Source organism: Sphingomonas sp. Leaf34, from assembly GCF_001421805.1.
Lineage (GTDB): Bacteria > Pseudomonadota > Alphaproteobacteria > Sphingomonadales > Sphingomonadaceae > Sphingomonas.
The window spans coordinates 257,208-283,143 of sequence record NZ_LMLC01000005.1; the positions used below are offsets into that span (position 1 = coordinate 257,208).

General features: G+C 66.6%; 20 protein-coding genes. 5 read left to right on the forward strand and 15 right to left on the reverse strand.

All coding sequences use genetic code 11. The features are described from left to right. Positions 1 to 21: 21 nt before the first annotated feature. Positions 22 to 1,821: a sensor histidine kinase gene (locus ASF00_RS15625; RefSeq protein ID WP_055881368.1), complete on the forward strand. Its 1,800-nt coding sequence runs from the start codon at positions 22 to 24 to the stop codon at positions 1,819 to 1,821. After that, positions 1,818 to 3,143, forward strand: a complete 1,326-nt coding sequence (locus tag ASF00_RS15630; RefSeq protein ID WP_055881372.1) for a sigma-54-dependent transcriptional regulator — start codon at positions 1,818 to 1,820, stop codon at positions 3,141 to 3,143. The genes ASF00_RS15625 and ASF00_RS15630 overlap by 4 nt, the downstream gene beginning before the upstream one ends. A 139-nt stretch (positions 3,144 to 3,282) precedes the next feature. Here ASF00_RS15630 and ASF00_RS15635 read toward each other — a convergent pair whose 3' ends face one another. The 14 genes from ASF00_RS15635 to rpiA form a co-directional block, all read right to left on the reverse strand. Then, positions 3,283 to 4,338 (reverse strand): AbrB family transcriptional regulator, encoded by a 1,056-nt coding sequence (locus ASF00_RS15635; protein WP_200910557.1) that lies wholly within the window; start codon positions 4,336 to 4,338, stop codon positions 3,283 to 3,285. Continuing rightward, complete coding sequence (locus ASF00_RS15640; RefSeq protein WP_055882357.1) at positions 4,335 to 4,997, reverse strand: hypothetical protein; 663 nt, start codon at positions 4,995 to 4,997, stop codon at positions 4,335 to 4,337. The genes ASF00_RS15635 and ASF00_RS15640 overlap by 4 nt, the downstream gene beginning before the upstream one ends. Continuing rightward, positions 4,997 to 6,289 carry an Hsp70 family protein gene (locus ASF00_RS15645; RefSeq protein ID WP_055882361.1) on the reverse strand — a complete coding sequence of 431 codons (1,293 nt, stop codon included), beginning with the start codon at positions 6,287 to 6,289 and terminating at the stop codon, positions 4,997 to 4,999. The genes ASF00_RS15640 and ASF00_RS15645 overlap by 1 nt, the downstream gene beginning before the upstream one ends. 107 nt (positions 6,290 to 6,396) lie before the next feature. After that, a complete protein-coding gene (locus ASF00_RS15650; RefSeq protein WP_055881378.1) occupies positions 6,397 to 6,870 on the reverse strand; it encodes a YaiI/YqxD family protein in 474 nt (157 codons plus the stop codon). Between the two features lie 285 nt (positions 6,871 to 7,155). Beyond that, positions 7,156 to 8,922 carry a DEAD/DEAH box helicase gene (locus tag ASF00_RS15655; protein ID WP_055881382.1) on the reverse strand — a complete coding sequence of 589 codons (1,767 nt, stop codon included), beginning with the start codon at positions 8,920 to 8,922 and terminating at the stop codon, positions 7,156 to 7,158. Between the two features lie 56 nt (positions 8,923 to 8,978). Next, positions 8,979 to 10,160, reverse strand: a complete 1,182-nt coding sequence (locus ASF00_RS15660; protein ID WP_055881384.1) for an NAD(P)/FAD-dependent oxidoreductase — start codon at positions 10,158 to 10,160, stop codon at positions 8,979 to 8,981. 372 nt (positions 10,161 to 10,532) lie between these two features. Then, entirely contained in the window at positions 10,533 to 10,715 is a 183-nt protein-coding gene (locus ASF00_RS15665; protein WP_055881387.1) for a hypothetical protein, read from the reverse strand. After that, positions 10,715 to 11,182, reverse strand: a complete 468-nt coding sequence (locus ASF00_RS15670; RefSeq protein ID WP_055881389.1) for a GreA/GreB family elongation factor — start codon at positions 11,180 to 11,182, stop codon at positions 10,715 to 10,717. The genes ASF00_RS15665 and ASF00_RS15670 overlap by 1 nt, the downstream gene beginning before the upstream one ends. A gap of 4 nt (positions 11,183 to 11,186) precedes the next feature. After that, entirely contained in the window at positions 11,187 to 11,930 is a 744-nt protein-coding gene (locus ASF00_RS15675) for an HAD-IIB family hydrolase (protein WP_055881392.1), read from the reverse strand. Continuing rightward, on the reverse strand, positions 11,927 to 12,754 hold the full coding sequence (locus ASF00_RS15680; protein ID WP_235525905.1) for an HAD family hydrolase: 828 nt from the start codon (positions 12,752 to 12,754) through the stop codon (positions 11,927 to 11,929). The genes ASF00_RS15675 and ASF00_RS15680 overlap by 4 nt, the downstream gene beginning before the upstream one ends. Next, positions 12,751 to 13,743 carry a phosphogluconate dehydrogenase (NAD(+)-dependent, decarboxylating) gene (gene gnd, locus ASF00_RS15685; RefSeq protein ID WP_268795106.1) on the reverse strand — a complete coding sequence of 331 codons (993 nt, stop codon included), beginning with the start codon at positions 13,741 to 13,743 and terminating at the stop codon, positions 12,751 to 12,753. Before gnd ends, ASF00_RS15680 begins: the two co-directional genes overlap by 4 nt. A gap of 121 nt (positions 13,744 to 13,864) precedes the next feature. Beyond that, complete coding sequence (gene tal, locus ASF00_RS15690) at positions 13,865 to 14,989, reverse strand: transaldolase (RefSeq protein ID WP_055881398.1); 1,125 nt, start codon at positions 14,987 to 14,989, stop codon at positions 13,865 to 13,867. Then, complete coding sequence (tkt, locus tag ASF00_RS15695) at positions 14,989 to 17,079, reverse strand: transketolase (protein WP_055881401.1); 2,091 nt, start codon at positions 17,077 to 17,079, stop codon at positions 14,989 to 14,991. The genes tal and tkt overlap by 1 nt, the downstream gene beginning before the upstream one ends. 68 nt (positions 17,080 to 17,147) lie before the next feature. Further along, positions 17,148 to 17,822, reverse strand: a complete 675-nt coding sequence (rpiA, locus tag ASF00_RS15700) for a ribose-5-phosphate isomerase RpiA (protein WP_055881404.1) — start codon at positions 17,820 to 17,822, stop codon at positions 17,148 to 17,150. A gap of 437 nt (positions 17,823 to 18,259) precedes the next feature. Between rpiA and ASF00_RS15705 the strand changes: the two genes are divergently transcribed. Genes ASF00_RS15705 through ASF00_RS15715 form a run of 3 tightly spaced genes read left to right on the forward strand, consistent with a single transcriptional unit; the run spans position 18,260 to position 24,366 of the window. Beyond that, entirely contained in the window at positions 18,260 to 19,495 is a 1,236-nt protein-coding gene (locus ASF00_RS15705; RefSeq protein ID WP_055882366.1) for an efflux RND transporter periplasmic adaptor subunit, read from the forward strand. A 6-nt stretch (positions 19,496 to 19,501) separates the two neighbouring features. Then, positions 19,502 to 22,777: a multidrug efflux RND transporter permease subunit gene (locus ASF00_RS15710; protein WP_055881408.1), complete on the forward strand. Its 3,276-nt coding sequence runs from the start codon at positions 19,502 to 19,504 to the stop codon at positions 22,775 to 22,777. Then, on the forward strand, positions 22,774 to 24,366 hold the full coding sequence (locus ASF00_RS15715; RefSeq protein WP_055881412.1) for an efflux transporter outer membrane subunit: 1,593 nt from the start codon (positions 22,774 to 22,776) through the stop codon (positions 24,364 to 24,366). The genes ASF00_RS15710 and ASF00_RS15715 overlap by 4 nt, the downstream gene beginning before the upstream one ends. Positions 24,367 to 24,505: 139 nt before the next feature. On the opposite strand, the gene ASF00_RS15720 is transcribed toward ASF00_RS15715, so the two are convergent. After that, complete coding sequence (locus ASF00_RS15720) at positions 24,506 to 25,645, reverse strand: Gfo/Idh/MocA family protein (RefSeq protein WP_055881415.1); 1,140 nt, start codon at positions 25,643 to 25,645, stop codon at positions 24,506 to 24,508. Between the last annotated feature and the right edge of the window lie 291 nt (positions 25,646 to 25,936).

A 25,936-nucleotide genomic window follows, 5' to 3' on the forward strand; every position in this document is an offset into this window, starting at 1 on the left:
GGTGTGTGATAATCCGCACAAATGGCGCGGTTCAAATCCCCCCTTTTCATCACCGCGCTGGCCGTTCTGCTGGCATTCGCCGCGCTCGGCATCGTCGTCGCCGGAGTTGCCTCGATCTACGGCCCACGCGCGGTGGCGGACGCGACCGCGTCGGTGCGGCTGCGCGCGGTCCAGCAGACCCGCAGCAACCTTCGCCTGCTCGAGGCGGAGCTGCAGACCTATCGCCTGCTCCCGGTCATGCTCGGCGAATATCCGGACGTCCGTGCCGCACTCGCCTCGGGCACGGTCGACCCCGCGCTCAACGCGAAGCTGGCACTGTTGGCGGCGCGGACCGGCGCCCCGGTAATCTACGCGCTTGATACGCAGGGCATGACGATCGCCGCCTCGAACGCCGCACGCGCGGACAGCTTTCTCGGCCACGATTATCGCTATCGCGACTATTTCACCAAGGCGATGGCGTCAGGCGCGACCGAGTTCTTCGCGCTCGGCAGCGTGAGCGGGCGGCCTGGCCTGTATCTGTCGCGGCGTATCGATCGGGACGGCCGGCCGCTCGGCGTGGTGGTGGTGAAGGTCGAGTTCGGCAAGATCGCACGCGCGTGGATCCAGGACATGATGGCGACCTTCGTCACCGATCCCGATGGCATCATCCTGATCGCGAGCGATCCGAAGCTCGAATTCCGAACGACGCGCACGTTGCCCGCTGCGCGTCGCGCGGCACTGATCGCGACACGCCAGTTCGGCACCTCGCCGCTCGACCCGGCACCGCTGACGCTGCGTGGCGGCGTATGGCACGAGGGGGTGTCGCGGCTGCCCAACGGGTCGCCGGCGATCGCGGTCTCGCTCCCGGTGCCGATCGCAGGCTGGCGGCTGGTGCATATGGAGCCGCTCGACGCCGCGTTGCGCACCGCTGCGGCACGCACGCGCTGGGCGACCGCGATCGCGGCGCTGCTGACGATCGCGGTGATCGTTGCCGCCTGGTGGCTTCAGGCACGCCGCAAGCGCAACGCGGGCGCACGCGCCGAACTCGAGGCCGAAGTCGCGCGGCGCACCGCAGAGCTGCGCGCCACCGCCGACCGGCTGCAGATCGAGGTCGAGCAGCGCGAGGCGTCCGACCAGCGCTTTCGCCAGGCGCGCGAGGAGCTGGCGCACGCCAACCGGGTCGGCTCGATCGGCACGATCACCGCCAGCGTCGCGCACGAGATCAACCAGCCGGTCGCCGCGATCCGCACCTTCGCCGACAATGCCGCCGCCTTCCTCGCGCGCGGCGAACCCGCACGCGCGGCGACCAACCTCCAGTCGATCGTCAACCTCACCAGCCGGATCGGCACGATCACCGCCGGCCTGCGCCGCTACGCACGACGCGGCGCAGGGTCGATCGGCCCGGTCGCGCTCGACGAAGCCGTCGACGGCGTCCGCCTGCTCATCGGCGACCGCTTCCGCGCGAAGGGCGTGACGCTCGACCTCCCCACCGGTCCCGAGGCGCGGCTGACCGTGATCGCCGGCCGCGTCCGGCTCGAGCAGGTCCTCGTCAATCTCCTCCAGAACGCGCTCGACGCGGTCGCCGACCGGCGCGACGCCCGAGTCAGCGTCACGGTCGGCCGGAAAGGCCGCGACGTCGTGCTGACCGTCGCCGACAACGGCCCCGGCATCGCGCCCGCGATGGCCGACCATCTCTTCACCCCGTTCGAGACGAGCAAGAAGGACGGCCTCGGCCTCGGCCTCGGCATCGCACGCGACATCATGACCGAGTTCGGCGGCACGCTCGACCTCGTCCCAGCCCCCGAAGGCGCGATCTTCCGCATGATCCTGGTAAAAGCATGACAGAGCAGGCCGTTCTCCTTGTCGACGACGACGACGTCCTGCGCGGCGCGCTCGAACAATCGTTCGAACTCGCCGGGATCGCGGTGATCGCCGAGCGCGATCCGACCGTCGCGCTGGCCCGTGTGACCGCCGGGTTCGACGGCGCAGTGGTGTCCGACATCCGCATGCCGAAGATGGACGGGCTCGAGCTGTTCCGCCGGATCGCCGCGATCGACCACGAGATCCCGGTGCTGCTGATGACCGGCCACGGCGATGTCGCGATGGCGGTCGCAGCCCTCAAGAACGGCGCGTTCGACTTCATCCCGAAACCCTTCGCGACCGATCACCTGATCGCGGGCGCCAGGCGTGCGCTCGAAATGCGCCGCCTCGTCCTCGACAATCGCCGCCTGCGTGCGGCCGCCGAGGAGACGATCGGCGCCGAGCCGCTGATCGGCGAAACGCCCGTCATGGTCCGCCTCCGCGAAACCATGCGCCAGATCGCGCAGGCCGATATCGACGTGCTGATCGAGGGCGAGACGGGTACCGGCAAGGAGCTCGTCGCGGTCCTCCTCCACCGCTGGAGCAACCGCCGCTCGCGGCCGTTCGTCGCGGTCAACTGCGCCGCGCTGCCCGAGGCGGTCGCCGAGATCGAGCTGTTCGGCCATGACGGCGACTCGCGGCTGCCGCGCACCGGCCGGATCGAGGCCTCGAACCGCGGCACGCTGTTCCTCGACGAGATCGAGAGCACGCTCCCCGCGTTCCAGGCGAAATTGCTCCGCGTGCTGGAGGAGCGCGAGGTGATGCCGGTCGGCGGCGACCTGCCGCGCGCGCTCGACCTGCGCGTGATCGCTGCCGCCAAACCCGGGCTCGACCAGGCGGTCGAGGACGGCCGCTTCCGCGCCGACCTGCTGTTCCGGCTCGACGCGGTCCGCCTCCGCATCCCGCCGTTGCGCGAACGTCGCGACGACATTCCGCTATTGTTCGGCCACCTGCTCCACCAGGCTGCCGAGCGGTTCGGCCGCGACGTGCCGACCATCGACACCGCGACGCTCGCCTATCTCGGCCAGCACGACTGGCCCGGCAACGTCCGCGAACTCGACAACCTCGCCAAGCGGCTGGTGCTCCGTGTCGAGGCGGAGGACGCGGTCGACGAAGACAGCGACATCCCCCTCCCCGCGCGCGTCGACAAGTTCGAGGAAGCGACGATCCGAGCGACGCTGCAACAGGTTAGCGGCGACGTCCGCTCCGCGCTCGCGGCGCTCGGCATCCCGCGGAAAACCTTCTACGACAAGCTCAAACGCCACGACATCGACGTCGAAGCCTACCGCCCGACCAAAAGCTAGCTGATCCTCCCCCGCCAGGGGGAGGTGGCACCGCAGGTGACGGAGGGGGAGGACACGCAACCGCTGTTACCCTTCCCGCCCCCTCCGTCTGGCAAGTGCCAGCCACCTCCCCCTGGCGGGGGAGGATCAGCCGATCGCCCTAACTCGGAATAACCGGCGGCACCCCGCCCTGCCGCGTCGCCACGAACCGCGCGAGCGGCGGCCCGATCAGCAACACCCCGAGAAACCGCAGCACCTGCAGCGCCATCACGAACGGCACGTCGACCGGGCTCGACGCAGCGATGATCGCGACCGAATCCATCCCGCCCGGGCTGGTCGCGAGATAGGCGGTGACCGGATCGATCCCCCACCAGCGCGTCAACGCCGCCGCGATTCCGCCGCAGAACGCGATCAGCAGCGCCACTGATAGCAGGATTCGCGGCATCGCCCTGCCCGCGACGCGCAAGGTGTCGCGCGTGAACGACAGCCCGATCTTCCATCCGACCACCGCATAGCTGATCGCGAGCAGCCACTGCGGCAACACCGGCTGCGCGATCCCGGTGACGTTCAACGCTGCCCCCGCGACCAGCGAGCCGAGTAGCGCCCCCGCCGGCAGCCGCAGCGCGACACCAACCCCCGCACCAACACCGGCAATCGCGATCGTCCGCAGCACCGCAATCGGATCGACCGCCGCGAACCACGTCGCGGCAACGTGATGCCCGCTCCCGCCGCCGACCATCACCGCCGCCAGCACCGACGCGACCACCGCGACGCAGACGACGCGCGTATAGGTCATCACCGCGACCAGCCGCGAATCCGCGCCATACGCCTGCGCCATCAGCACCATCGCGCTCGCCGCCCCCGGCGTCGATCCCCACACCGCGACGGTGCCCGGCAACACCTGCCACCGGCTCAGCAGATAACCGAGCACGCTGCTCGCCGCGAGCGTGACGCCGTTGACCATCAGGAACACCGGCCAGTGATCCGCGACCGTCGCGACGATCCCCGTCGTGATCGAGCCCGCAATCAGCGTCCCCACCGCCGCCTGCGCCGCGCGAAACGCCGATAGGGGCACGCTCAACGACCACCCGCGCACCGCGAGCGCCACCGCCGCGATCATCGGCCCGAGCAACAGTCCCGCGGGCAGCCCGACGAGTTCCAGCACTGCCGCAACCACCGCCGACAGCGCGACCAAGACGGTCCAGCGCCCGATCAAGATTTGGTCGCGAACCAGATCACATGCCGCGCCCCACCCTTGCGCGTAGCCCGCGCGATAACCTCATCGACCGCGAAACCCGCCTCGTCGAGCCGTTTGGCGAACGGCTTGCTCGGCGCAGACGACCACACCGCCAGCACCCCGCCGGGCCGCAGCGCCGCGCGCGCACGCGCCAGCCCCGCCGCCCCGTACAGCCGATCGTTACCGGGCCGCGAAATCCCGTCCGGACCATTGTCGACATCGAGCAGGATCGCGTCCCACTCCCCCTCGCCGATCGCCGTCGCCACGTCGCCCTCGAAGATTCTAGTCCGCGGATCGGTCAGGCTCTCCCCATGCAGCGCCGCCATCGGCCCCTGCGCCCATTCGATCACCGCGGGCACGATCTCCGCCACAGCCACCTCGGCATCAGGCCCCAGCCGCGCGAGCGCCGCGCGCAACGTGAACCCCATGCCCAACCCGCCGATCAGCATCCGCACGCCTGGCCGCGCACCGATCCGGTCGCACGCCTGTTCCGCCAGCGCCTCTTCCGAGCCGCTCAGCCGGCTGTTCATCAGCTCGTTCGCGCCGAGCATGATCGAAAACTCGGCACCCCGCTGGAGCAGCCGAAGCTCGCCCCCGCCCGGGACCTGCGCCGTCCCCAGCAGAACCCGCGGCACCATCAGGCGGACCACGCCGCGATGTCGTCCTGATCGCCGATCAGGGCCAGCCCGTGCGCGATCGACGTCAGTTCGCCGCCGCTCATGATCGCCGCCTCGCCGAACCGCTCGACGAAGATCCGGCGGATGCGCGGGATCAGCGACGACCCGCCGGTCAGGAACACGCGGTCGATATCGCCCCCACCGACGTTCGCGACCTCGAGCGCACGGTCCACCGCCGCCTCGATCCGCACCACGTCGTCGGCGATCCAGCCCTCGAACTGCGCACGCGTCACGTCCGCCTCGATCTCCAGCCCCGCCCCCGCGAAGTGGAAATGCGCGTCCTCGCCGCTCGACAGCGCGCGCTTGAGCGACCCCACCGCATCGTACAACGGATAGCCCAGCTCATTCTCGATTACCGCGATCATCCGCCCGATCGCGTCCGGATCGACCGCGGTCTTCTGCAACCGCTCCAGCTCGGTCATCGTCTTGCGGTTGCGCATCAGCGCCAGCCTGGACCAGTCCGCGAAATCGGCGAAATAGGCGCGCGGGATCTCCAGCTCCTTGCCGAACGACTTGTACGCGCCGCCCTTGCCCAGCATCGGCAGCACCAGCCGGTCGAGGATCCGGTAATCGAACCGGTCGCCCGCAATCCCGACGCCCGCATGCCCGAGCGGCGTACACCGCCGCGCCGCGCCCGGCTCGGCCACGCGCACGACCGAGAAATCGCTCGTACCGCCGCCGAAATCCGCCACCAAGATCGTCGCCGGCTCGGTCAGCCGCGTTGCATAGCTGTACGCCGCGCCGAGCGGCTCATAGACATAATGGATCTCCGCGCCGAAGCCCTTGAACATGGCGTCATAGCGCGTCCTTGCCAGCGCCTCGTCGGGCCGCGCCCCCGCATATTCGACCGGCCGCCCGACCACGATCCGGTGCGGCCGCGTGTCGAGCTTGCCGCCCGCATGCGAAATCAGCTTCTCGAGGAACAGCTGCCCCATCTCCTCGAAGCGATAGCGCTTGTCGAAGACCGAGGCCTGCTCGAACGTCTTCATCGCCGCGACCGACTTGAACGACTGGATGAACCGGCTGTCGAGCGGGTATTCCATATATTCGGCGATCGCCCACGGCCCCGCATCCGACGCGAGCCCCTTGCCGCTGTCGTCCTGCCAGAAGCACAGCGCCGAGCGGAACACCGGGCTCGTCTCGGCGGGGGCGGCGAAGCTCACGAGTTCGGGGGCGCCGCCCTTCGTCCCCAAGGCCACGACGCTGTTGGTCGTGCCGAAATCCAGCCCCAAGGCCGGGCCGCCAGCGTCCATCTGCATGCGTCGTCCTTCAATGAACGCGCGCCTATGCCGATGCCGAGGCGGGCATGGCAACCCCGCGCGTGCTCGCCAGCCGGTAAAACGGGTCGTGCCGCGGGCGCCTAGCCGCGCTTCAGCCGGACCAGGGCCGCGTCCAGCGCGGACAGGAAACTCGACCGGTCGCTTTTCGAGAACGGCGCCGGCCCGCCGATCACGTCGCCGCCCGCGCGCAGATCGGCCATGATCGCCCGCGTCGCGATCGCGCCGCCGATCGAGCTGGTGGTGAACGGCTTGCCGGTGTTAGCCAGCACGGTAGCGCCGGCCTTCAGGCAGCGATCGGCGAGCAGGATGTCGGCGGTGATCACCACCGCTTTCGCATCGCTTTGCTCGGCGATCCAGTCGTCGGCGGCATCGAACCCGTCGCTGACGACGACGCGGCTGATCAGCGGATGGACGGGGATGCGGAAATGGCTGTTGGCGACGATCGTGACGGGCACCGCATGGCGCCACGCGACCTTGTAGATCTCGTCTTTGACGGGACACGCGTCGGCATCGACAAGGATACGCAGCGGGGATGGCAGGTCGGTCATAGTCATCTCACCCCTCTCGTCATCCTGACGAAAGTCAGGACCCAGGATCAAGCAGGACGGCGTTCGTTACTCTGGATCCTGACTTTCGTCAGGATGACGGAGGTAGGGGGGGGCGGCACCAGCGCACCGGGCGCAATCCGCAAAGCCGATCCCCCTCGATCCTCCCCCGCCAGGGGGAGGTGGCAGGCATCAGCCTGACGGAGGGGGAGGCATCCACAACATCCGTTGCGCGTCCTCACCCTCCGTCACCTTCGGCGACACCTCCCCCTTGTGGGGGAGGATCGCGATGGCTCAGCCCCGCTCGCGATTGCCGCGATACGGCGGCTTGCGGGTCGGAGCCGGACCGCCACGCGGGGCCGCCCGGTGCAGCGTCGAGCGCGGACCGCCCGCATTGCTGCGACCGCCGCCGCCGTCATGCCGCGCACCGCTCTCGGGCGCGCCCTGCATGGCTTCGATCGCGACGCCGCTCTCCTCTTCGCCCTGTTGCGCGGTGCGCTGGATCGCCGCCGAGAAGCGCGACGCCACCGCACGCGGGATCTCGAACGCGGTCTCGTTCGGGCCGATGCGGATCGCCCCGATCTCGGACTTGGTGATGTGCCCGCGACGGCAGATCAGCGGCAGGATCCAGCGCGGATCGGCGTTCTGGCGACGACCGATATCCATGCGGAACCAGACGGTGTCCTCAAAGCCCGCGCGCGGACCCTGCGAACGATCGTCGCTGACCGACTGCTTGCTCTGGTCGATCAGGTCCTCGGCCTGCGGCATCGTCGCGCGGTGCATGTGCACCAGGGCGGCGGCGATATCTTCCGGCGTCTTCTCGGCCATCAGGCGGACGGCGAGCGCGCGATCCTCCTCCTCGACCTCGACCGGCTGCAACAGCATGCCGATCAGCCGCTCGTGATCGTTCTTGCGGATGTCCTCGGCAGTCGGGGCGTTTACCCATTCCGCGTTGATCTTCGCACCGCGGAGCATCATCTCGACGCGACGGCGACGCGGGAACGGCACGATCAGGACGGCGGTGCCCTTCTTGCCCGCACGACCGGTACGACCCGAGCGATGCTGGAGCGTCTCGGCATCGCGCGGCAGCTCGACGTGCACGACGAGGCTGAGCGTCGGCAAATCGATCCCGCGTGCGGCAACGTCGGTCGCGACGCAGACGCGGGCACGGCGGTCACGCAGCGCCTGCAGCGCCGCGTTACGCTCGTTCTGCGAATGCTCGCCCGACAGCGCGACCGCGGCAAAGCCACGCTCGACCAGGCTCGCATGCAGATGGCGCACGTTATCGCGAGTCGCGCAGAACAGCATCGCCGTCTCCGCCTCGTGGAAGCGCAGCAGGTTGATCACTGCATGCTCGATCTCGGACGGCGAAACCGTGACGGCCTGGTACGAGATGTCGCCATGACCGCGATCCTCGCCGACGGTCGAGATGCGCAGCGCGTCCTTCTGGTAGCGCTTGGCAAGCGCCACGATCGGCCGCGGCATCGTCGCCGAGAACAACAGCGTACGGCGCTGCTCGGGCGATGCGTCGAGGATCTGCTCGAGATCCTCGCGGAAGCCCATGTCGAGCATCTCGTCGGCCTCGTCGAGCACCGCGACCTTCAAGGCCGACAGGTCGAGCGCGCCACGCTCGAGATGGTCGCGCAGACGGCCAGGCGTCCCGACGACGATGTGCGCGCCGTGTGCGAGCGAACGACGCTCTTTCGAGGCGTCCATGCCGCCGACGCAGGTCGAGATGCGCGCACCGGCCTTGGCATAGAGCCACATCAGCTCGCGGCTGACCTGGAGTGCGAGTTCGCGGGTCGGCGCGATGCAGAGCACGAGCGGCTTGTGGGGGGCGGGCAGGCGCTGGACGCCGTCTTCGCCTGCTTCACCAAGCAGCTCGCCGGCCATCGCCAGGCCGAACGCGACGGTCTTGCCCGAACCGGTCTGCGCCGACACGACGAGATCGCGACCGATCGCATTGTCCTCGATCACGTGCGCCTGCACAGGGGTCAGCGCGGTATAGCCACGCGCGGCGAGCGCCTCGGAAAGAAGCGATGGAATATTTGTAAAAGGCATGTACGTCCTACTTGGTGGCCGGCTTACGCAACGGCAAGGCTCTGGCGTGGTGGTCCCTACAGGACTTGACCCGCGGCCCACCCGCTCGACCATGCCCATTGGAAATTGTAGCCGCCGAGCCACCCTGTGACATCGACCGCTTCGCCGACTGCATACAGCATTGGTACGCGTTTGGCTTGCATTGTTTGCGAGGAGAGTTCCGCGGTGCTGATTCCGCCCGCGGTGACCTCGGCCTTGGCATAGCCCTCCGAGCCATTTGGCGTGAACTGCCAATGGCTTAGCGCGCGTTCGGCGTCCTGGAGCTTGCGATCGGTGAGCGTGGAAATCTCGTTTGCCATGCCCAATCGGTCGCTCAAAGTCTCCGCGAGTCGGTCCGGCAGCGTGTTTGCGAGCAGTTTGCGCAGAGTCGCACGCGGCGTGGTACGCTTGGCGGCGGGCAGCCAGCCGGAGTCGCGGTCGGGCAGAAAGTCGATCCCGATCGGCTGGCCGTTGCGCCAATAGGACGACGCCTGCAGGATCGCCGGGCCCGACAGCCCACGGTGCGTGAACAGCGCCGCCTCGCGGAACCTGATCTTGCCGGCGGTCGCGACGACATCCGCGGCGACCCCGGAAAGCTCGCGAAACAGGATTTCGTCGCCGCCCAGCGTCAGCGGCACGAGTGCGGGGCGCGGCTCGACCACCTTCAACCCGAATTGCCGCGCCAGGTCATAGGCGAAGCCGGTCGCGCCCATCTTCGGGATCGATGGCCCGCCGGTCGCGATGACGAGCGCCGGCGCGGTGACGGTGCGGCCGTCGAGCGACACCCGATATCGGCCATCGGCATGCTCGACCGCGGTGACCGCGCGGCCAAGCGACAGATCGACCCGCCCCTTGTCGCACTCGTCGAGCAGCATCTCGACGATCTGCTTGGCGGAGCCGTCGCAGAAGAGCTGGCCCAGCGTCTTCTCGTGCCACGCGATCCCGTAGGAGTTGACGAGCGCGATAAAGTCCTGCGCGGTGTAGCGGCCCAGCGCGGACTTTGCGAAATGCGGATTGGCGGAAATGTAGCGGTCAGCCGCGGTATGGACGTTGGTGAAATTGCACCGCCCGCCGCCGGAGATCAAGATCTTCTTGCCCGCCTGCTCGGCGTGATCGACGAGCAGAATCTTTCGACCACGCTGGCCGGCGACCGCGGCGCACATGAGGCCGGCGGCGCCTGCGCCAAGGATGATCGCGTCGTAGTCGGGAGAGATCGCCAAGACAGATCACCAAAGCTCCCCTTCCGCTTGCGGGAGGGGTCGGGGGAGGGAACGCATCCAGGAGCGAACCGGCGCGTATGCGGCACTGCCCTCCCCTAGCACCTCCCGCAAGCGGAAGGGGAATTTAGGGTAGCGCTTGCTCTCAACGAAAACACCACCCCGGCGAAGGCCGGGGCCCAATTGGGGGACGGGCATGACGCAGGTTGCGCGCCGTTACTACGACCTTTCCAATTGGGCCCTGGCCTCCGCCGGGGTGGTGCATTGGGTCGATTTTCCGTCATCCTGACGAAAGTCAGGATCTAGAGCCATAAGCGGCTACGCTCGTGGCTCTGGATCCTCGATCAAGTCCAGAATGACGTCAGGCGAAAGCCCCTACCGCAACTTAGCGATATTGAGCGAGTCTTCTTTCGCCCTTACCTTTACCGACTCCTCGCTCCGGGTCAGCGCCTTGGCGATCGCCTTCAGCGCCATGCCCTTCTTGGCGAGCGTGTGCAGCTTCTGAATCTCGTCCTGCGTCCACGCCTGACGATGCCGCTCGAATTTCGCTTCAGCCATCAGCCTTCATCCTTGTCGATCGCGAGCACCTCGATCGCATCTGCCTTATCCGCGAACGCGACCTTTTCGCCGACCGCTGCGCCCATCAGCGCGCGCGCTAAAGGCGCCGAGAACGCCAGCCGATCCTCGCCAGGCTCGGCCTCGTCGCCGCCGACGATCGCAATCACCCGCTCGACGCCGTTCATGCGAACCCGGACACGCGACCCGATCCCGACCTCGTCCTCCTCGGGCGACGGCGCGATCTCCGCGGTCGTCTGGCGCGTGTGCCGATAGCGCAGGTCGCGCAGGAGGACCTTGCGAGCCTGCTCGTCGGTTTCTGCCGCAACGGCAGCCTCGATCGCGTCCACCCGCTCGCCGATCAGCGCCAACCCACGCACCGTGACCAGATTGGGCCCCGGCGCGATCGGCTGTTCGAACTTCGGCTCGAGATGTTCCTCGTCGCTCTCCCGGCGAAACGCAACGCTCATGCGATCACTTCAGGCACGCGACGATCCCGGCGATCGCCGCCAGCGTCCCGTCGACATTCCTCACCTTCACGACATCGAGCCCAAGCTGCTCCGCCGGATAGTCGTTCCCGCCCGGGAAGATCGCGTCGCCGATGAACATCATCTTGTCGAGCGCGATGCCGCTCGCCTCGTTAAGCTTCTTGAGGCCATACGCCTTGTCGACGCCTTCGCGCGTGATATCGATCGAGGTCGCGCCGCCCATGTTGATCGACAGCCCCGGCAGGCGCTGGCGCAGATCGGCCTGGATCACCTTGCGCTTGGCGAAGTCGGGATCCCAGCTGTGCTTGGCGTCGATCGGCGCTTCCTGGCCCAGTGCCGAGAAGGTGATCTGGCTGCCGCGATCCTCAATCCGCTCGCCCCAGGTCTGCTCGGGCACGAACCCGGTCGCCTCGAGCGACTCGTCGAACGCGGTCAGGATCTTCTGCTTCTCGTCGTCCTCGAACAGCTCGGCATAGACCGCACGCCATTCGCCATCGAACCGGTACAGCTTGGTCCCCGTCGTCGGCATCAGCCACAGCTTGGTGCGATCGGCGCGCTCGGGCAGACGGCTCGCGACCTGCTTTTCGAACTGCGGCCAGTCGCCACCCGAGATCACCGCGACATGCGCGACGTCGAGCAGGTTCGCCAGCGCCTCGCCCATTGGCTCCTGCAAGGGCTGCTTGCTCTCGGCCAGCGTTCCATCGAGGTCGAAGGCAACCAACTCTTTCATGCGGAAACTCCATTCAGGATAAAGGTATCGATCGCGTGCGCGACGCCGTCAGCATCGTTTGGCGATGTAATCTCGTGCGCGACGTCGCGGACGGTCTGCGGCGCGTTGCCCATCGCGATCGCGAGCTTGGCGCGCTTGAGCATCGCGATGTCGTTCGCCTGATCGCCGATCGCCGCGGTCTGCGTCAAGCTGATGCCGAACGCGTCCGCCAGTTCCTCGATCCCGCTACCCTTGTTGCCCGCAACGGGCGTGATATCGAGATAATAGGTCTGCGACTGGACGATTGTCGCCTGCGTGTCGAACTTCGCCGCAACCTTGGCATGCAGGTCGCGCAGGAGATCCTCGTCGTCGCTGACGAATGTCACCTTGTCCGCCTTGGCAAGCAGATCGGTAAAGTCGGAGACGATCACCGGATCCTGCGCCGACGCCGTGCGCTCGCTGCCGACATGACCGCCCTGGTCGGTGCTGGCGTACCAGATGTCATCTGCGAAAAACCACGTATCGACCGGCGCATCGCCGACGATCTCCATCGCGCCGCGCACGACATCGACGTCGATCATGTGATGCTCGATCACGGTGCCATCGCGCTTGAACACGATCCCGCCGTTGAACGCGCCCATCGGCTCGTCGATGCCGAGCAACTCGGCGATTGGCATCATCCCCGAGCGAGGCCGTGCGCTGATGATCGTGAAGCCGAGGCCCGCCGCCTTGAGCCGCTTAACCGCATCGACGGTCGCGGGGGTGACCTTCTTCTCCTTGTCGACGAGCGTGCCGTCGACATCGGAAACGAGGAGCTTGATCGCCCCGCTCACTTCGCCGCTCACTGGGGCATCTCGACATGACCGCCAAAGCCATAGCGCATCGCCGACAACAGCTTGTCGCCGAACGTATGGTCCACCCGGCTACGATAGCGCGCATAGAGCGCGGCGCTCAGCACGTTAGCCGGCACCTTCTCCTCCATCGCCGCGTCGATCGTCCACTGGCCTTCGCCCGAGTCCGCGACGCTGCCGCTGAACCCTTCGAGCGTGCCGTCCTTCGCCAGCGCGATCGCCGACAGATCGAGCAGCCACGACGAGATCACGCTACCGCGACGCCACACTTCGGCGACGTCGGTCAGGTTGATGTCGAAGCGTTCCTCCTCGACGACATGCTCGCCCGACTTGCCCTTGAGGATGTCGAAGCCCTCGGCATAGGCCTGCATCAGGCCGTATTCGATACCGTTATGCACCATCTTGACGAAGTGCCCCGCGCCCGACGGCCCGGCATGGATATAGCCCTGCTCGGCGCGCGGATCGGCCTTGCCCTCGACGCGGCCGGGCGTGCGGACGATCTCGCCCATCCCCGGCGCCAGCGTCGCGAAGATCGGATCGAGCAGGTCGACGGTTTCCTTGTCGCCGCCGATCATCATGCAATAGCCGCGCTCGAGCCCCCACACGCCGCCCGACGTGCCGACGTCGACATAATGGATGCCCTTTTCGGCGAGTTCCTTCGCGCGGCGGACGTCGTCCTTGTAGAAGCTGTTGCCGCCGTCGATGATGATGTCGCCCGCGCTCGCCTTTTCGGCGATCGCCTGCACGGTGCTCTCGGTCGGCGCGCCCGCGGGCACCATCACCCACCAGATCGCCGGGCTCGCAAGCTTGGCGTGCATGTCGTCGAGCGACTCCGCGCCTTCCGCGCCGTCGGCGGCGAGTTTCTTCACCGCCTCCGCATCGCGATCATAGGCGACGACCTCATGGCCATCCTTCATCAACCGGCGCGCGATATTGCCGCCCATCCGGCCGAGGCCGATAAGTCCGATCTTCATAGGGGAAATCCTTGTCTTCTCCCTCTCCCCTCCGGAGAGAGGGTCGGGGTGAGGGGCAGTTCCGGGCGGAGGCGCTCTTGGCAGCCCCCCACCCCGGCCCTCTCCCCACAGGGGAGAGGGGGCAGAAGGCTCACGCCGTCGCGGGCTGCTTCTTGGCGATCGCGCCGAGCAGGTCGTCGAACGCCTTCACGAACGACGCCACGCCCTCTTCGACCAGCGTGCCCGTCACGCCGTCGAGGTCGAGACCCAGCCGCTCGGCTTCCGCCAGCGTGCGCTTGGCACCGTCGACGTCCTGCGTGATCGTCTCCGCCGACGTGCCGTGATCGCGAAACGCGTCCATCGTCTTCGGCGGCATCGTGTTGACCGTGTCCTTGCCGATCAGCGTGTCGATATACAGCGTGTCGGGATAGCTAGGATCCTTGACCCCGGTTGACGCCCACAACAGCCGCTGCGGCTGCGCGCCCTTGGCAGCCAGCGCCTGCCAGCGATCCGACTTGAGGAACTCGAGATACCATTGATACGCCATCTTCGCGTTGGCGATCGCGACCTTGCCGCGCACGGCCTTCAACGCATCCGCCTCGGCGTCGCCCTTTTCGAGCCGCGCATCGATCGCCTTGTCGATCGTCGAATCGATCCGGCTGACGAAGAAGCTCGCGACGCTGGCGATCCGGTCGATCGGCTTGCCCTCGGCAACGCGCTTCTCGAGCCCTGCCGCATACGCCTCGGCGACGCGCACATAGGCCTCGATCGAGAACAGCAGCGTCACGTTGACGTTGATCCCTTCCGAGATCGCGGTCGAGATCGCCGGGCCGCCCGCGAGCGTCCCCGGGATCTTGATCATCAGGTTCGGCCGGTCGACCGCCGCCCACAGCTTCTTCGCCTCGGCGATCGTCGCGTCGGTATCGTCCGAGATATAGGGCGACACTTCGAGGCTGACATAGCCGTCCTTCGCATCGAGCTTATCGTACACCGGCTTCAGCGTCTCCGCCGCCGCCTTGATGTCCTGGATCGCGAGATGCTCGTACCGGTCGATCGTCGCCGCGCCGGGGTTCTCCTTGTCGAACGTCGCCAGCGTCGAGTCATAGGCGTCGCCATGCCCCATCGCCTTTTCAAAGATCGACGGGTTCGACGTGACGCCGGTCAGGCCATCCTCGTCGACCAGCTTCTGGAGACCACCGGCCTCCAGGAACTTCCGGTCGACGAAATCGAGCCACACCGCCTGGCCGAAGCCTTCGAGATCGTTGAGCGCACCCATCACTTGGTCTCCATAACCTGGCGGGCAACCTTGACGACATTGTCGACGGTGAACCCGAACTTGTCCTGCAGTTTGGCGAGCGGTGCCGAGGCACCGAAGGTCGACATCGTCACGGTCGCGCCGTCGAGACCGACATAGCGGTCCCAGCCGATCGACCCGGCCATCTCGATCGCAACGCGCGCGCGCACCGAACGCGGCAGCACGCTCTCCTTGTACGCCGCGTCCTGCAGCTCGTAACGATACCAGCTCGGCATCGACACGACCCGGCTCTTCACGCCGTCCGCGACCAGCTTCTCGTGCGCGTCGACCGCGAGCGAGACTTCGCTGCCGGTCGCGATCAGGATCACGTCTGGCGTGCCGTCGCTGTCGGCAAGGACGTAGCCGCCCTGCGCGACGCCATCGGCGCTCGCATACTTCGCCCGGTCGAGCGTCGGCAGCGCCTGACGCGAGAGGATCAGTGCGGCGGGTGTGCTGGCGTCCTTCAGAACGGCCTTCCATGCTGCGACGACTTCGTTCGCATCGCTCGGACGGATCGTGTCGAGACCGGGGATCGCGCGCAGCGTGGCGAGATGCTCGATCGGCTGGTGCGTCGGGCCGTCCTCGCCGACGCCGATCGAGTCGTGCGTGAACACCCAGACCGCGCCGACCTCCATGATCGCCGACAGGCGCACCGGTGCGCGCATGTAATCGACGAAGACGAGGAAGGTGGAGCCGTAAGAGCGCAGATGCGACAGCGCCATGCCGTTGACGATCGCGCCCATGCCATGTTCGCGAATGCCGAAATGGAAGTTCCGGCCGCCATAATTTGCCGCCTCGAACGAGGGCTGGCCCTTGATGTCGGTCTTGGTCGACGGCGCGAGATCGGCCGACCCGCCAATCAGCCACGGCACCTTTGCGGCAATGGCGTTAAGCACCTTGCCGCCCGAATCACGGCTGGCGAGACCCTTGGGATCCGCCTCGAACACGGGGATGTCCGCATCCCAGCCCTCGGGCAGCTCGTCTTTGAGCATCATGTCGAGCTCGGCCGACAGCTCGGGATGCGCATCGCGATACTTGTCGGTCAGCGCGACCCACTCGTCACGCAGCTTGGCGCCACGCTCGGCGATCGCACCGTTGAAATTCTCGATCACGCCATCGGGCACGTAGAACGACTTGTCCTCGGGCCAACCGTAAGCCTGCTTGGTGAGACGGATATTCTCCTCGCCCAGCGGCTCGCCGTGGGCCTTCTCGCTGCCCGCCTTGGGGCTGCCGTAACCGATCACCGAATGCACGACGATGAAGGTCGGCTTGTCGGTGGTCGCCTTGAACGTCTCGATCGCACGGCTGAGGGCCGCGGTGTCGTTAGCATCGTCGATATGGATGACGTTCCAGCCATAGGCGTCGAAACGAAGCCCGACATCCTCGTCGAACGCGAGATCGGTCGCGCCCTCGATCGAGATATGGTTGCTGTCGTAGATCCAGCACAGGTTGCTGAGCTTCAGATGGCCGGCAAGACTTGCCGCCTCGGCCGAGACGCCCTCCATCATGTCGCCGTCGCCGCACAGCGTGTAGACGTCATGGTCGAACAGCGTGAAGCCGTCCTTGTTGTAGCGCGCCGCGAGCCAGCGCTCGGCGATCGCCATGCCGACCGAATTGCCGCAGCCCTGGCCGAGCGGCCCGGTCGTGGTCTCGACGCCCGTCGTGTGGCGATATTCGGGGTGGCCCGGAGTCTTCGACGACAGCTGACGGAACTGCTCGATATCCGCGAGGCTCACGGCCTCCTTGCCGGTCTTGTTACCCTCGGCGTCGATCTCTTCGATCTTGGCGAGGTGGATCAGCGAATAGAGCAGCATCGATGCATGCCCGACCGACAGCACGAACCGGTCGCGATTGGGCCAGTCGGCGTGCTTGGGATCGTAGCGCAGGAATTTCGACCAGAGCGTATAGCCGACCGGCGCCAGCGCCATCGGCGTGCCCGGATGGCCCGAATTGGCCTTCTGCACCGCGTCCATCGACAGGGTACGGATCGTATCGATCGCCAGACGCTCGGGCGAGCCATCCTCGTGCAGCATGGGGTCCGCCTTGGGGGCGACGGTTGCGGTATCGGTCATGAAAGAAAGCCTCGCTCTAGACTGACCGAACGCCGCGCATCCGATCTGGTTGCCAAGATAGGGAGCCTTTAGGCGGATGCACCCGAGCGTTCCAGTCGCGTAACGACGCCGTTCGTTGCGATATACGCCGCATCGACCTCGTCGAGGAACAGACCGTGGCCCAGAATCCCGGGGATTGCGGCGAGCGTGACGGCGGTAGCGCGGGGGTCTTCGATCGTGGCGAAGTGGCAGTCGACGACCAAATTACCTTGATCCGTCCGATACTTGTCGCGGATCACCGGCGCCGCTCCTAGCTCGGTCAGTGCACGCATCACAAAGGTCAAGGCGAACGGCAGCACCTCGACCGGGAGCTTGGCCGCGCCGATCCGGTCGACCTGCTTGGACCCATCCGCGATCACGATCATCCGTGCCGAGCTTGCGGCAACGATCTTCTCGCGCAACATCGCGCCCCCCGCCCCCTTGATCGCAAAACATCGCGCGTCGATCTCGTCGGCGCCGTCGATCGTCAGGTCGACGCGCGCGATGTCCGCAAAATCGAGGACGTCGATTCCCACGTCGCGCGCGAGCTTGCCGCTGGCGTCGGAGGTAACGACCGCACGGACCACCAAACCCATCGTGACCCGCTCGCCCAGCGCCCGGATCGCGAACGCGGCGGTCGACCCGGTGCCAAGCCCGACGAGCATCCCGTCCCGAACTTCCGCCACGGCAGCAACCGCGGCTGCCTTCTTGTCGTCATCGATCATAGCGCCCCCCAATCCGTCATGCCGGGCACGTTCCGGCATCACGCTTCAACACATCCGAGAGGATTTAGTTTGCGGGACCCGCGGACGAAGCACCACCCCGGCGAAGGCCGGGGCCCATTGGGGGGACTTCGCTGACGGAGCGCAGTCCGCCGTTACTACGACCTTTCCATCTGGACCCCGGCCTCCGCCGGGGTGGTGCCGTAATGGTGCGGACTCGCCACTGGTCTCCCGCGAAGGCGGGAGCCCAGTCTGGATCCCCGCCTTCGCGGGGAATCACGTCTGGACGTCCCCCGGCTGCTACGGCACCGAATACCCCCACCCAGCAAACCAGGTTACTCTTTCTTCCCTATTTCTCACGCCTGCTTTTCAACTGACATACTTCTGGTACATCCTCGTGGTTTAGCCCGACATACACCTGATCGCGGATACCAAACTTGATAGCCAAACGATTTTCTGCGCGCCGGTCCGCCGTTCTGCTCGTCCCCGCGCTGGCGCTCGCAGCCTGTTCCGGCGGCGACGACAAGGCCCAGGGCAAGGCCGGTCGTGCCGGCCAGCCCGGCCAGGGCACGCCGACCGTCGGCTATGTCGTCGTCCAGCCGACAAGCGTCGCGATGACCACCGAGCTGAGCGGACGCACGACCGCGTTCGAAAGCTCGGACGTCCGCCCGCAGGTCACCGGCATCATCCGCCGCCGCTTCTTCACCGAGGGTACGCTCGTCAAGAAGGGCCAGCCGCTCTACGAGATCGATCAGCGCCTCTACCGCGCCGCCGCCAACGAGGCGCAGGCGAACCTGCAGAGCGCACAGGCGAACCAGCAGGCGCAGAGGGTGCTCGCGGACCGCTACAAGCCGCTCGCCGAGATGGAGGCGATCAGCAAGCAGGACTATACCAACGCGGTCGCCACCTCGCGCCAGGCCACCGCCTCGGTCGCGCAGACGCGTGCCGCGCTCGAGACCGCGCGGATCAACCTCAAATTCACCACCGTCCCCGCGCCGATCACCGGGCGGATCGGCCGCTCGCTGTTCACCGTCGGCGCGCTGGTCTCCGCGACGCAGACCGATCCGCTCGCGCAGATCCAGCGGCTCGATCCGATGTTCGTCGACATCCAGCAATCCTCCGGCGACCTGCTCGCGCTGCGGCGTTCGCTCGGCCAGAACGGCATCGTACCGACCCGCGCCGAAGTCCGCCTCACGCTTGAAGACGGCAGCGAGTACGGCGCCACCGGCACCGTCGAATTCGCCGAGGCGCTGGTCAATACAGAGACCGGCACCGTGACCCTGCGCGCGCGCTTCCCCAATCGCGAAGGACTGCTGCTCCCCGGCATGTTCGTCCAGGCGAAGTTCGCGCAGGCGATCAACCAGCGCGCGTTCCTTGTGCCGCAGGCCGGCCTGTCGCGCGACGCCAAGGGCAATGCAACGGTCTATGTGGTCGATGCCAACAACAAGGCGGTGCAGAAGACGGTCAAGGCGGACCGGACGCAAGGCGCCTTCTGGGTGGTCACCAGCGGGCTCAACCCCGGCGACCGTATCGTGACGCAAGGCCTGTCGAAGATCGCGCCGGGCCAGGGCGTGAAGCCGGTCCCCGAAAACACCGCGCAAAAGATCGAAGCGCCCAAGGATGATGGCTCGGGCGAGTCCTCCGGTGGCCAGTCCAGCCAGAAAAAGGGCGGCTAAGCCCTTATGTTGTCCCGTGTATTCATCGACCGCCCGATCTTCGCCTGGGTGCTCGCGATCATCGTGATGCTCGGCGGCATCGGTGCGATCATGGCATTGCCGATCGCGCAATATCCCGACGTCGCGCCGCCGCAGGTCTCGATCCGGGCCAGCTTCCCCGGCGCCAACGCGCAGACGATCCAGAACAGCGTCACGCAGGTCGTCGAGCAATCGCTGACCGGCATCGACGGACTGATCTATTTCAGCTCGTCCTCGTCGTCGCGCGGCTCGGTGTCGATCACGGTCACGTTCGAGAAGGGCACCGATCCCGACATCGCGCAGGTCCAGGTCCAGAACCAGGTCCAGCAGACGATCTCCCGCCTGCCGCAACAGGTCCAGCAACAGGGCCTCGTCGTCCGCAAGTCGAACCCGGACAACCTCCTGATCGTCGGCGTCTATGACGAGACCGACAAGCTGACCAACCAGGACGTGTCGGACTATCTCGTCTCGAACCTGCAGGACCCGCTCGGCCGCATTCCGGGCATCGGCGACAGCAACGTCTTCGGCGCGCAATATGCGATGCGGATCTGGCTCGATCCGAACAAGCTGGCGAGCTTCCAGCTGATCCCGAGTGACGTCACGACCGCGATCCAGTCGCAGAACACCGAGGTCGCCGCGGGCGAACTCGGCGGTCAGCCCCAGCCCGATACGCAGATGCTCAACGCGACCGTCACCGCACAGTCGCGCCTGCAGACACCCGAGCAGTTCGCCAACATCATCCTGAAGACGACGAACGACGGCGCCACCGTGAAGCTGCGCGACGTCGCCCGGATCGAGCTGGGTGCGGAGAATTACAACGCACGCAGCCGCATCAACGCGCATCCCGGCGCCGGCATCGCCGTGCTGCTCGCGCCCGGCGCCGACGCGCTGAAGACTGCCGAACTGGTCAAGGCCTATGTCAACGACGCGGCGAAGCGGTTCCCGCCCGGCCTGAAATTCGCCTATGCCAACGACACGACGAACTTCATCAAGCTGTCGATCGACGAGGTCATCAAGACGCTGATCGAGGCCGTCATCCTCGTCGTGATCGTGATGTTCGTGTTCCTGCAAAGCTGGCGCGCGACGCTGATCCCGACGATCGCCGTTCCGGTCGTGCTGCTCGGCACGTTCGGCGTATTCTATCTCGCCGGCTTCTCGATCAACACGCTGACGCTGTTCGGCCTCGTGCTCGCGATCGGTCTTCTCGTCGACGATGCGATCGTCGTCGTCGAGAATGTCGAGCGCCTGATGGAGGAAAATCCCGACCTTTCGCCGCGCGAGGCGACGATCGAATCGATGAACGAGATCACCGTCGCGCTCGTCGCGATCGCACTCGTCCTGTCGGCAGTGTTCCTGCCGATGGCGTTCTTTGGCGGATCAACCGGCGTGATCTACCGCCAGTTCTCGCTGACGATGGTCTCGGCGATGGTGCTGTCGGTGCTGGTCGCGCTGATCCTGAGCCCCGCGCTGACCGCGACCTTGCTCAAGCAGAAGAAGAAGGACGCCGAGGGCAAGTCCGAGCAGAGCTGGGGCGAGCGCAAATTCCCGAAGGTGTCGCATTTCTTCACGCGAGCGGGCGACAAGTTCAATTCGACGTTCGAAAAGGGTACGCAGAAATATACCCGTGGGGTGCAGTCGGTGATCGACCGCAAATGGCTGTTCCTGCTGATCTACGCGGGGACCGTGGCCTTGCTGGCGGTGCTGTTTCTGCGGTTGCCGACGGGCTTCCTCCCGACCGAGGACCAGGGCACCGGGATCGTTCAGTTCCAGCTTCCCGCCGGCGCGACGCAGGGCCGTACCTTCGCGCTGCAAAAGCAGATCGAGCAATATTACCTGACCAACGAGAAGGCGAACGTCGGCACGATGTTCACCGTCAGCGGCGGCGGCGGCGGCGGTGCGAGCGGCCAGAACACCGGCCAGGGCTTCATCTCGTTCGCACCTTGGGACGAGCGCAAGGGCAAGGAGAATACCGCCGACGCGATCACCGGTCGCGCATCCAAGGCCTTCGCAAACTTCCGCGACGCTCAGGTCTATTCGCTCGTTCCGCCCGCAATCCGCGGCCTTGGCTCGTCGAACGGCTTCACGATGCAGCTGCAGAACAGCGGCAGCCTCAGCCAGACCCAGTTCAACGCCGCCCGCGACAAGCTGCTCGCGCTCGCCCGCGCGGATTCCTCGCTGACCGCGATCCGCCTCACCGAACTGCCCGACGTCGCCACGCTCCGCGTCGAGGCCGATCAGCAGAAGCTGTCGGCGCTCGGACTCACGCAGACGAACGTGAACTCGACGCTGTCGACGGCATGGGGCGGGCAGTACGTCAACGACTTCATCGACCGCGGCCGGGTCAAGCGCGTCTATGTCCAGGGCGACGCGCAATTCCGCTCGCAACCGTCCGACCTCAGCCAGTGGTTCGTCCGCGGCTCGAACGGCCAGATGGCGCCATTCTCGTCGTTCGCCAAGACGAGCTGGGGCCAGGCACCGACGACGCTGTCGCGCTTCAACGGCATTTCCTCTTACGAAATCCAGGGCTCGGGCGCGCCCGGCGTCAGCTCGGGCGACGCGATGGAAAAGATCGCCGAGCTCGCGGGCAAGATCCCCGGCACGTCGGTCGCATGGTCCGGCCTGTCCTATCAGGAGCGCCTGTCGTCGGGCCAGGCGCCGTACCTGTACGCGCTGTCGCTGCTCGTCGTGTTCCTGTGCCTCGCCGCGCTTTACGAAAGCTGGACGATCCCGATCGCGGTGCTGCTCGTGATCCCCTTGGGCCTCGTCGGCGCGATCCTCGCGGTGACGCTGCGCGGGCTGATCAACGACGTGTATCTCCAGATCGGCCTGCTCACGACGATGGGGCTCGCCGCGAAGAACGCGATCCTGATGATCGAGTTCGCCGAGCAGGAGGAGAAGAAAGGCAAGCGCGTCATCGAGGCGGCACTGTCCGCAGCGAAGATCCGTCTGCGTCCGATCTTGATGACGTCGTTCGCGTTCATCCTCGGCGTGCTCCCGCTGGCCCTCTCGACCGGTGCGGGCGCGAACAGCCGCATCGCGATCGGCACCGCCGTGGTCGGCGGCATGCTGACCGCGACGATCCTCGCGATTTTCTACATCCCGCTGTTCTTCGTCCTCGTCCGCCGCGGCGCCCGCGACGGCATCGCCAAGCTGCGTGGTCGCCCGACCGGTCATCAGGGCGGGCACCACGATAGCGACGGCGACCGCCACAAACCGCTGGGTCCGCCCGAACCACAGGGCCCTCACCGGCCGGAGCCCGCATGATGCGTCCGCTAGTCCTGATTCTCGCCGCCTCAACCGCGCTCGCCGGCTGTTCGCTCGCGCCCAAATATGCGCGCACCGAACTCCCGGTGCCGCCATCGCTCCCGATCGGCGACGCGTATCTGCGCCAGTCCGAGGCGACGCTGCCCGCGATCACCTATCGCGACGTGTTCCGCGACCCGCGGCTCCAGCAGATTATCGTCCAGGCGCTGGCGAACAACCGCGATCTCCGCGTCGCCGCCGCCAACATCGCCGCGACGCGCGCGCAATACCGGATCCAGCGCGGCGACCTGTTGCCGCAGGTCGATGCGAGCGGTCGCTACACCTATTCGGACGGTGGCAACGGCACGCGCAACACTGTCACCAGCGGCACCGGAACGGGCGGCAATACCGGCACCGGCACTGGTACGGGTGGGACGGGCACAGGCACGGGGGGCACGGGCACCGGGGGCACCGGGGGCACCGGCGGCACCGGATCGGTGGTCAGCTCGTCGAACTCGAACAGCGCCTTCTCGGTTGACCTCGGCACCACCGCGTTCGAACTCGATCTGTTCGGCCGGATCCGCTCACTCACCAGCGCCGCGCTCGACCGCTATTTCGCGACCGAAGCCGCCGCACGCGCGACGCGGCTGACGCTCGTCGGCGACATTGCCGATGCGTGGCTGACCTACGCGTCCGACCAAAGCTTGCTCAAGATCGCGCAGGACACGGTCGCCAGTTCGCAACGCAGCGTCACGCTGACCAACGCGCGACTACGCGGCGGCGTCGCGCCGCGTACCGATCTGCGCCAGGCGCAACAGATCCTGTTCACCGCGCAGTCCGACCTCGCGCAACAGCGCACCGCGCTCGCGCAGGACGTCAACGCGTTGCAACTCCTCGTCGGCGCACCCGTCGACATACGCCTGTTGCCAACCTCGATCGAGCAGACGTTGCCGACCATCGCCACGCTGCCGGCCGGGCTGGACAGCAGCATCCTCCTGCGCCGGCCCGACGTGGTCGAATCGGAATATGAACTGCGCGCGACCAACGCCGAGATCGGGGCAGCACGCGCCGAACTTTTCCCGAGGATCTCGCTGACCGGCATCCTTGGATTCGCCAGCACATCGCTCACCTCGCTCTTCAGCGGCGGTGCGTTCAACTATTCGGTCGCGCCCTCGGTCAGCTACCCGATCTTCCGCGCCGGTGCCGGGATCGCCGGTGTCGCCTATTCAAAGGCGCAACGCGACGCCGCACTCGCCACCTACGAAAAGACCATCCAGACCGCGTTCCAGGAAACCGCCGACGCGCTGGCGCGCCAGGGCACGATCGCCGATCAGCTCAAGGCAAACCAGGACTTCTCCGCCGCGGCGCAGGACACCTACCGGCTGACCGACGCACGCTATCGCGGCGGCATCGACACGTTCCTCAACTCTCTCGACGCCCAGCGCTCGCTCTATACCGCGCAACGCAATCTGGTGGCGACCCAATTGATCGGCGCGAGCAACCGGGTGACGCTGTACCGCGTGCTCGGCGGTGACTCGACGCTCGAAGCGACCGCCAACGGTCCGCAACCCGTGACGATGAGCGGCGCGCGGCGACCAGAAACCAACTGACGCGCCGCGTCGTCGGCACGCCGTTTGTTCCCACGTCTTAACGCCTCCCTTCCGTCATCCTGGCTTTCACCAAGATGACGGAAGGGGGTGCAAAACTATGCACCCCCAAAAACCATCACGGGGGCAGCGGCGCATCGCCTCACCCAGTCGGGCTGGCGGCATGCACGAGGTCGGGGGTCTTGACCGGCGACAGCGTCTGCGCCTGCTCCGCCGAAATTCGACGCGAGCGCACGAATGGCGGTAATGTCACCGGGGCACGCGTCTTCAGCGACTCCAGCACGCCCTCGATCACGCGCAGATCAGCAAGCCCCTCCTCCGCATCGGGCTCGGGATCGCGGTCTTCGAGGATGCAGTCGGAGAAATAGCGCATCTCGCCGCCGAACTGGTCGGTCGGCTTGAAGCTCTCATGGCTCTTCTTCTCGCCGATGGTCACGCGCTGCTCCATCGCATCACCAAAGCCATAGGCCGGGTCCATGTGGATGCTGCCCTTGGTGCCCGCGATCGTCAGACTGTCGACATTGTTGGCGGCATAGGAGACGGTGAACTGCGCGAGACGGTTGCCGGGAAAGCGCAACGTCACCGCGAACGTATCGTCGAGATCGCCCAGCCCCAGATCGGGATGTCGCGTCGCGACTGCCGAGACCACTTCGGTCGGCTCGGCGCCGAACAGATAGCGCGTGGCGTTAATCGGATACGGCGCCATGTCGAACAACGGCCCGGCCAGCACGCCGTTCTTCACGCGGTGATTGGCGGGATCGACCTTCTGCGTGAAGCATGACGTGAAGGCGATCAGTTCACCCAGCTCGCCGCTACGGATCCGCTCGATCGCCGCAAGCGTCGACGGCTCGAAATGCAGCCGGTACGCGGTCATCAGCTTGGCCGTCGACGCGCGCTCGGCATCGCGGATCGCCTCGGCCTTCTCGACCGAAATCTCGAGCGGCTTCTCGGACAGCACATGGATGCCCGCCTTCAGCGCGGGGATCGCGAACTCGGCATGCCGCCAGTTCGGCGTCCCCAGATAGACCGCATCGATAGTGCCCGAGGCAAGCAGCTGGTCGAACTGGTCGTAGCGATAGGTCGCCTCTACACCGTATTTCTTGCCCAGGTCGCGTGCCTTGACCGGATCGTCGGTGACGAGCGCGGTAATCTCCGAATTGCCGGTATGCGCGACGCCGGGCATCATCGACGCCTGCGAGATATCGCCGAGCCCGACGATCGCATAGCGGACCTTCTTCTTGCCCAACCCTAGGGCGGACGTGATCGTTGAAACTGCGCTCATGGGAAATGCCTCGCTGAGGGGTTTGCGTGTTGAACGCGGCAAGGCGGATAGTTTTCCCCCGGTGACGACGGAATCGGTCGAAGCGAACCCGACGCGACGACTCGAGCACAGCGCGAACCCCTTGTTTACGCAAAAGAAACCAATCCGGGTGGATTGTCGCCGCACGCGATTGATCGGGCATCGCGCACCGCATCCGGCCCCCGCCCCGCCTTGGTGATCACCGGATGACCGTGTTTGTTTCCCGTCGTCTGGCGCACGCCGGGGATGATGCCGCTGCCCCGAGTGCACTTT

Excerpts from the sequence above, each read along its gene's own strand:
- ASF00_RS15670 (WP_055881389.1), bottom strand. The coding sequence starts at position 11,182 with ATGAGCGTTGCGTTTCGCCGGGAGAGCGACGAGGAACATCTCGAGCCG.
- ASF00_RS15650 (WP_055881378.1), bottom strand. The coding sequence starts at position 6,870 with ATGACTATGACCGACCTGCCATCCCCGCTGCGTATCCTTGTCGATGCC.
- tal (WP_055881398.1), bottom strand. The coding sequence starts at position 14,989 with ATGGGTGCGCTCAACGATCTCGAAGGCTTCGGCCAGGCGGTGTGGCTC.
- ASF00_RS15630 (WP_055881372.1), top strand. The coding sequence starts at position 1,818 with ATGACAGAGCAGGCCGTTCTCCTTGTCGACGACGACGACGTCCTGCGC.
- tkt (WP_055881401.1), bottom strand. The coding sequence starts at position 17,079 with ATGACCGATACCGCAACCGTCGCCCCCAAGGCGGACCCCATGCTGCAC.
- ASF00_RS15710 (WP_055881408.1), top strand. The coding sequence starts at position 19,502 with ATGTTGTCCCGTGTATTCATCGACCGCCCGATCTTCGCCTGGGTGCTC.
- ASF00_RS15665 (WP_055881387.1), bottom strand. The coding sequence starts at position 10,715 with ATGGCTGAAGCGAAATTCGAGCGGCATCGTCAGGCGTGGACGCAGGAC.
- ASF00_RS15655 (WP_055881382.1), bottom strand. The coding sequence starts at position 8,922 with ATGCCTTTTACAAATATTCCATCGCTTCTTTCCGAGGCGCTCGCCGCG.
- rpiA (WP_055881404.1), bottom strand. The coding sequence starts at position 17,822 with ATGATCGATGACGACAAGAAGGCAGCCGCGGTTGCTGCCGTGGCGGAA.
- ASF00_RS15625 (WP_055881368.1), top strand. The coding sequence starts at position 22 with ATGGCGCGGTTCAAATCCCCCCTTTTCATCACCGCGCTGGCCGTTCTG.
- ASF00_RS15720 (WP_055881415.1), bottom strand. The coding sequence starts at position 25,645 with ATGAGCGCAGTTTCAACGATCACGTCCGCCCTAGGGTTGGGCAAGAAG.
- ASF00_RS15640 (WP_055882357.1), bottom strand. The coding sequence starts at position 4,997 with ATGGTGCCGCGGGTTCTGCTGGGGACGGCGCAGGTCCCGGGCGGGGGC.
- ASF00_RS15675 (WP_055881392.1), bottom strand. The coding sequence starts at position 11,930 with ATGAAAGAGTTGGTTGCCTTCGACCTCGATGGAACGCTGGCCGAGAGC.
- ASF00_RS15645 (WP_055882361.1), bottom strand. The coding sequence starts at position 6,289 with ATGGACGCTGGCGGCCCGGCCTTGGGGCTGGATTTCGGCACGACCAAC.
- ASF00_RS15715 (WP_055881412.1), top strand. The coding sequence starts at position 22,774 with ATGATGCGTCCGCTAGTCCTGATTCTCGCCGCCTCAACCGCGCTCGCC.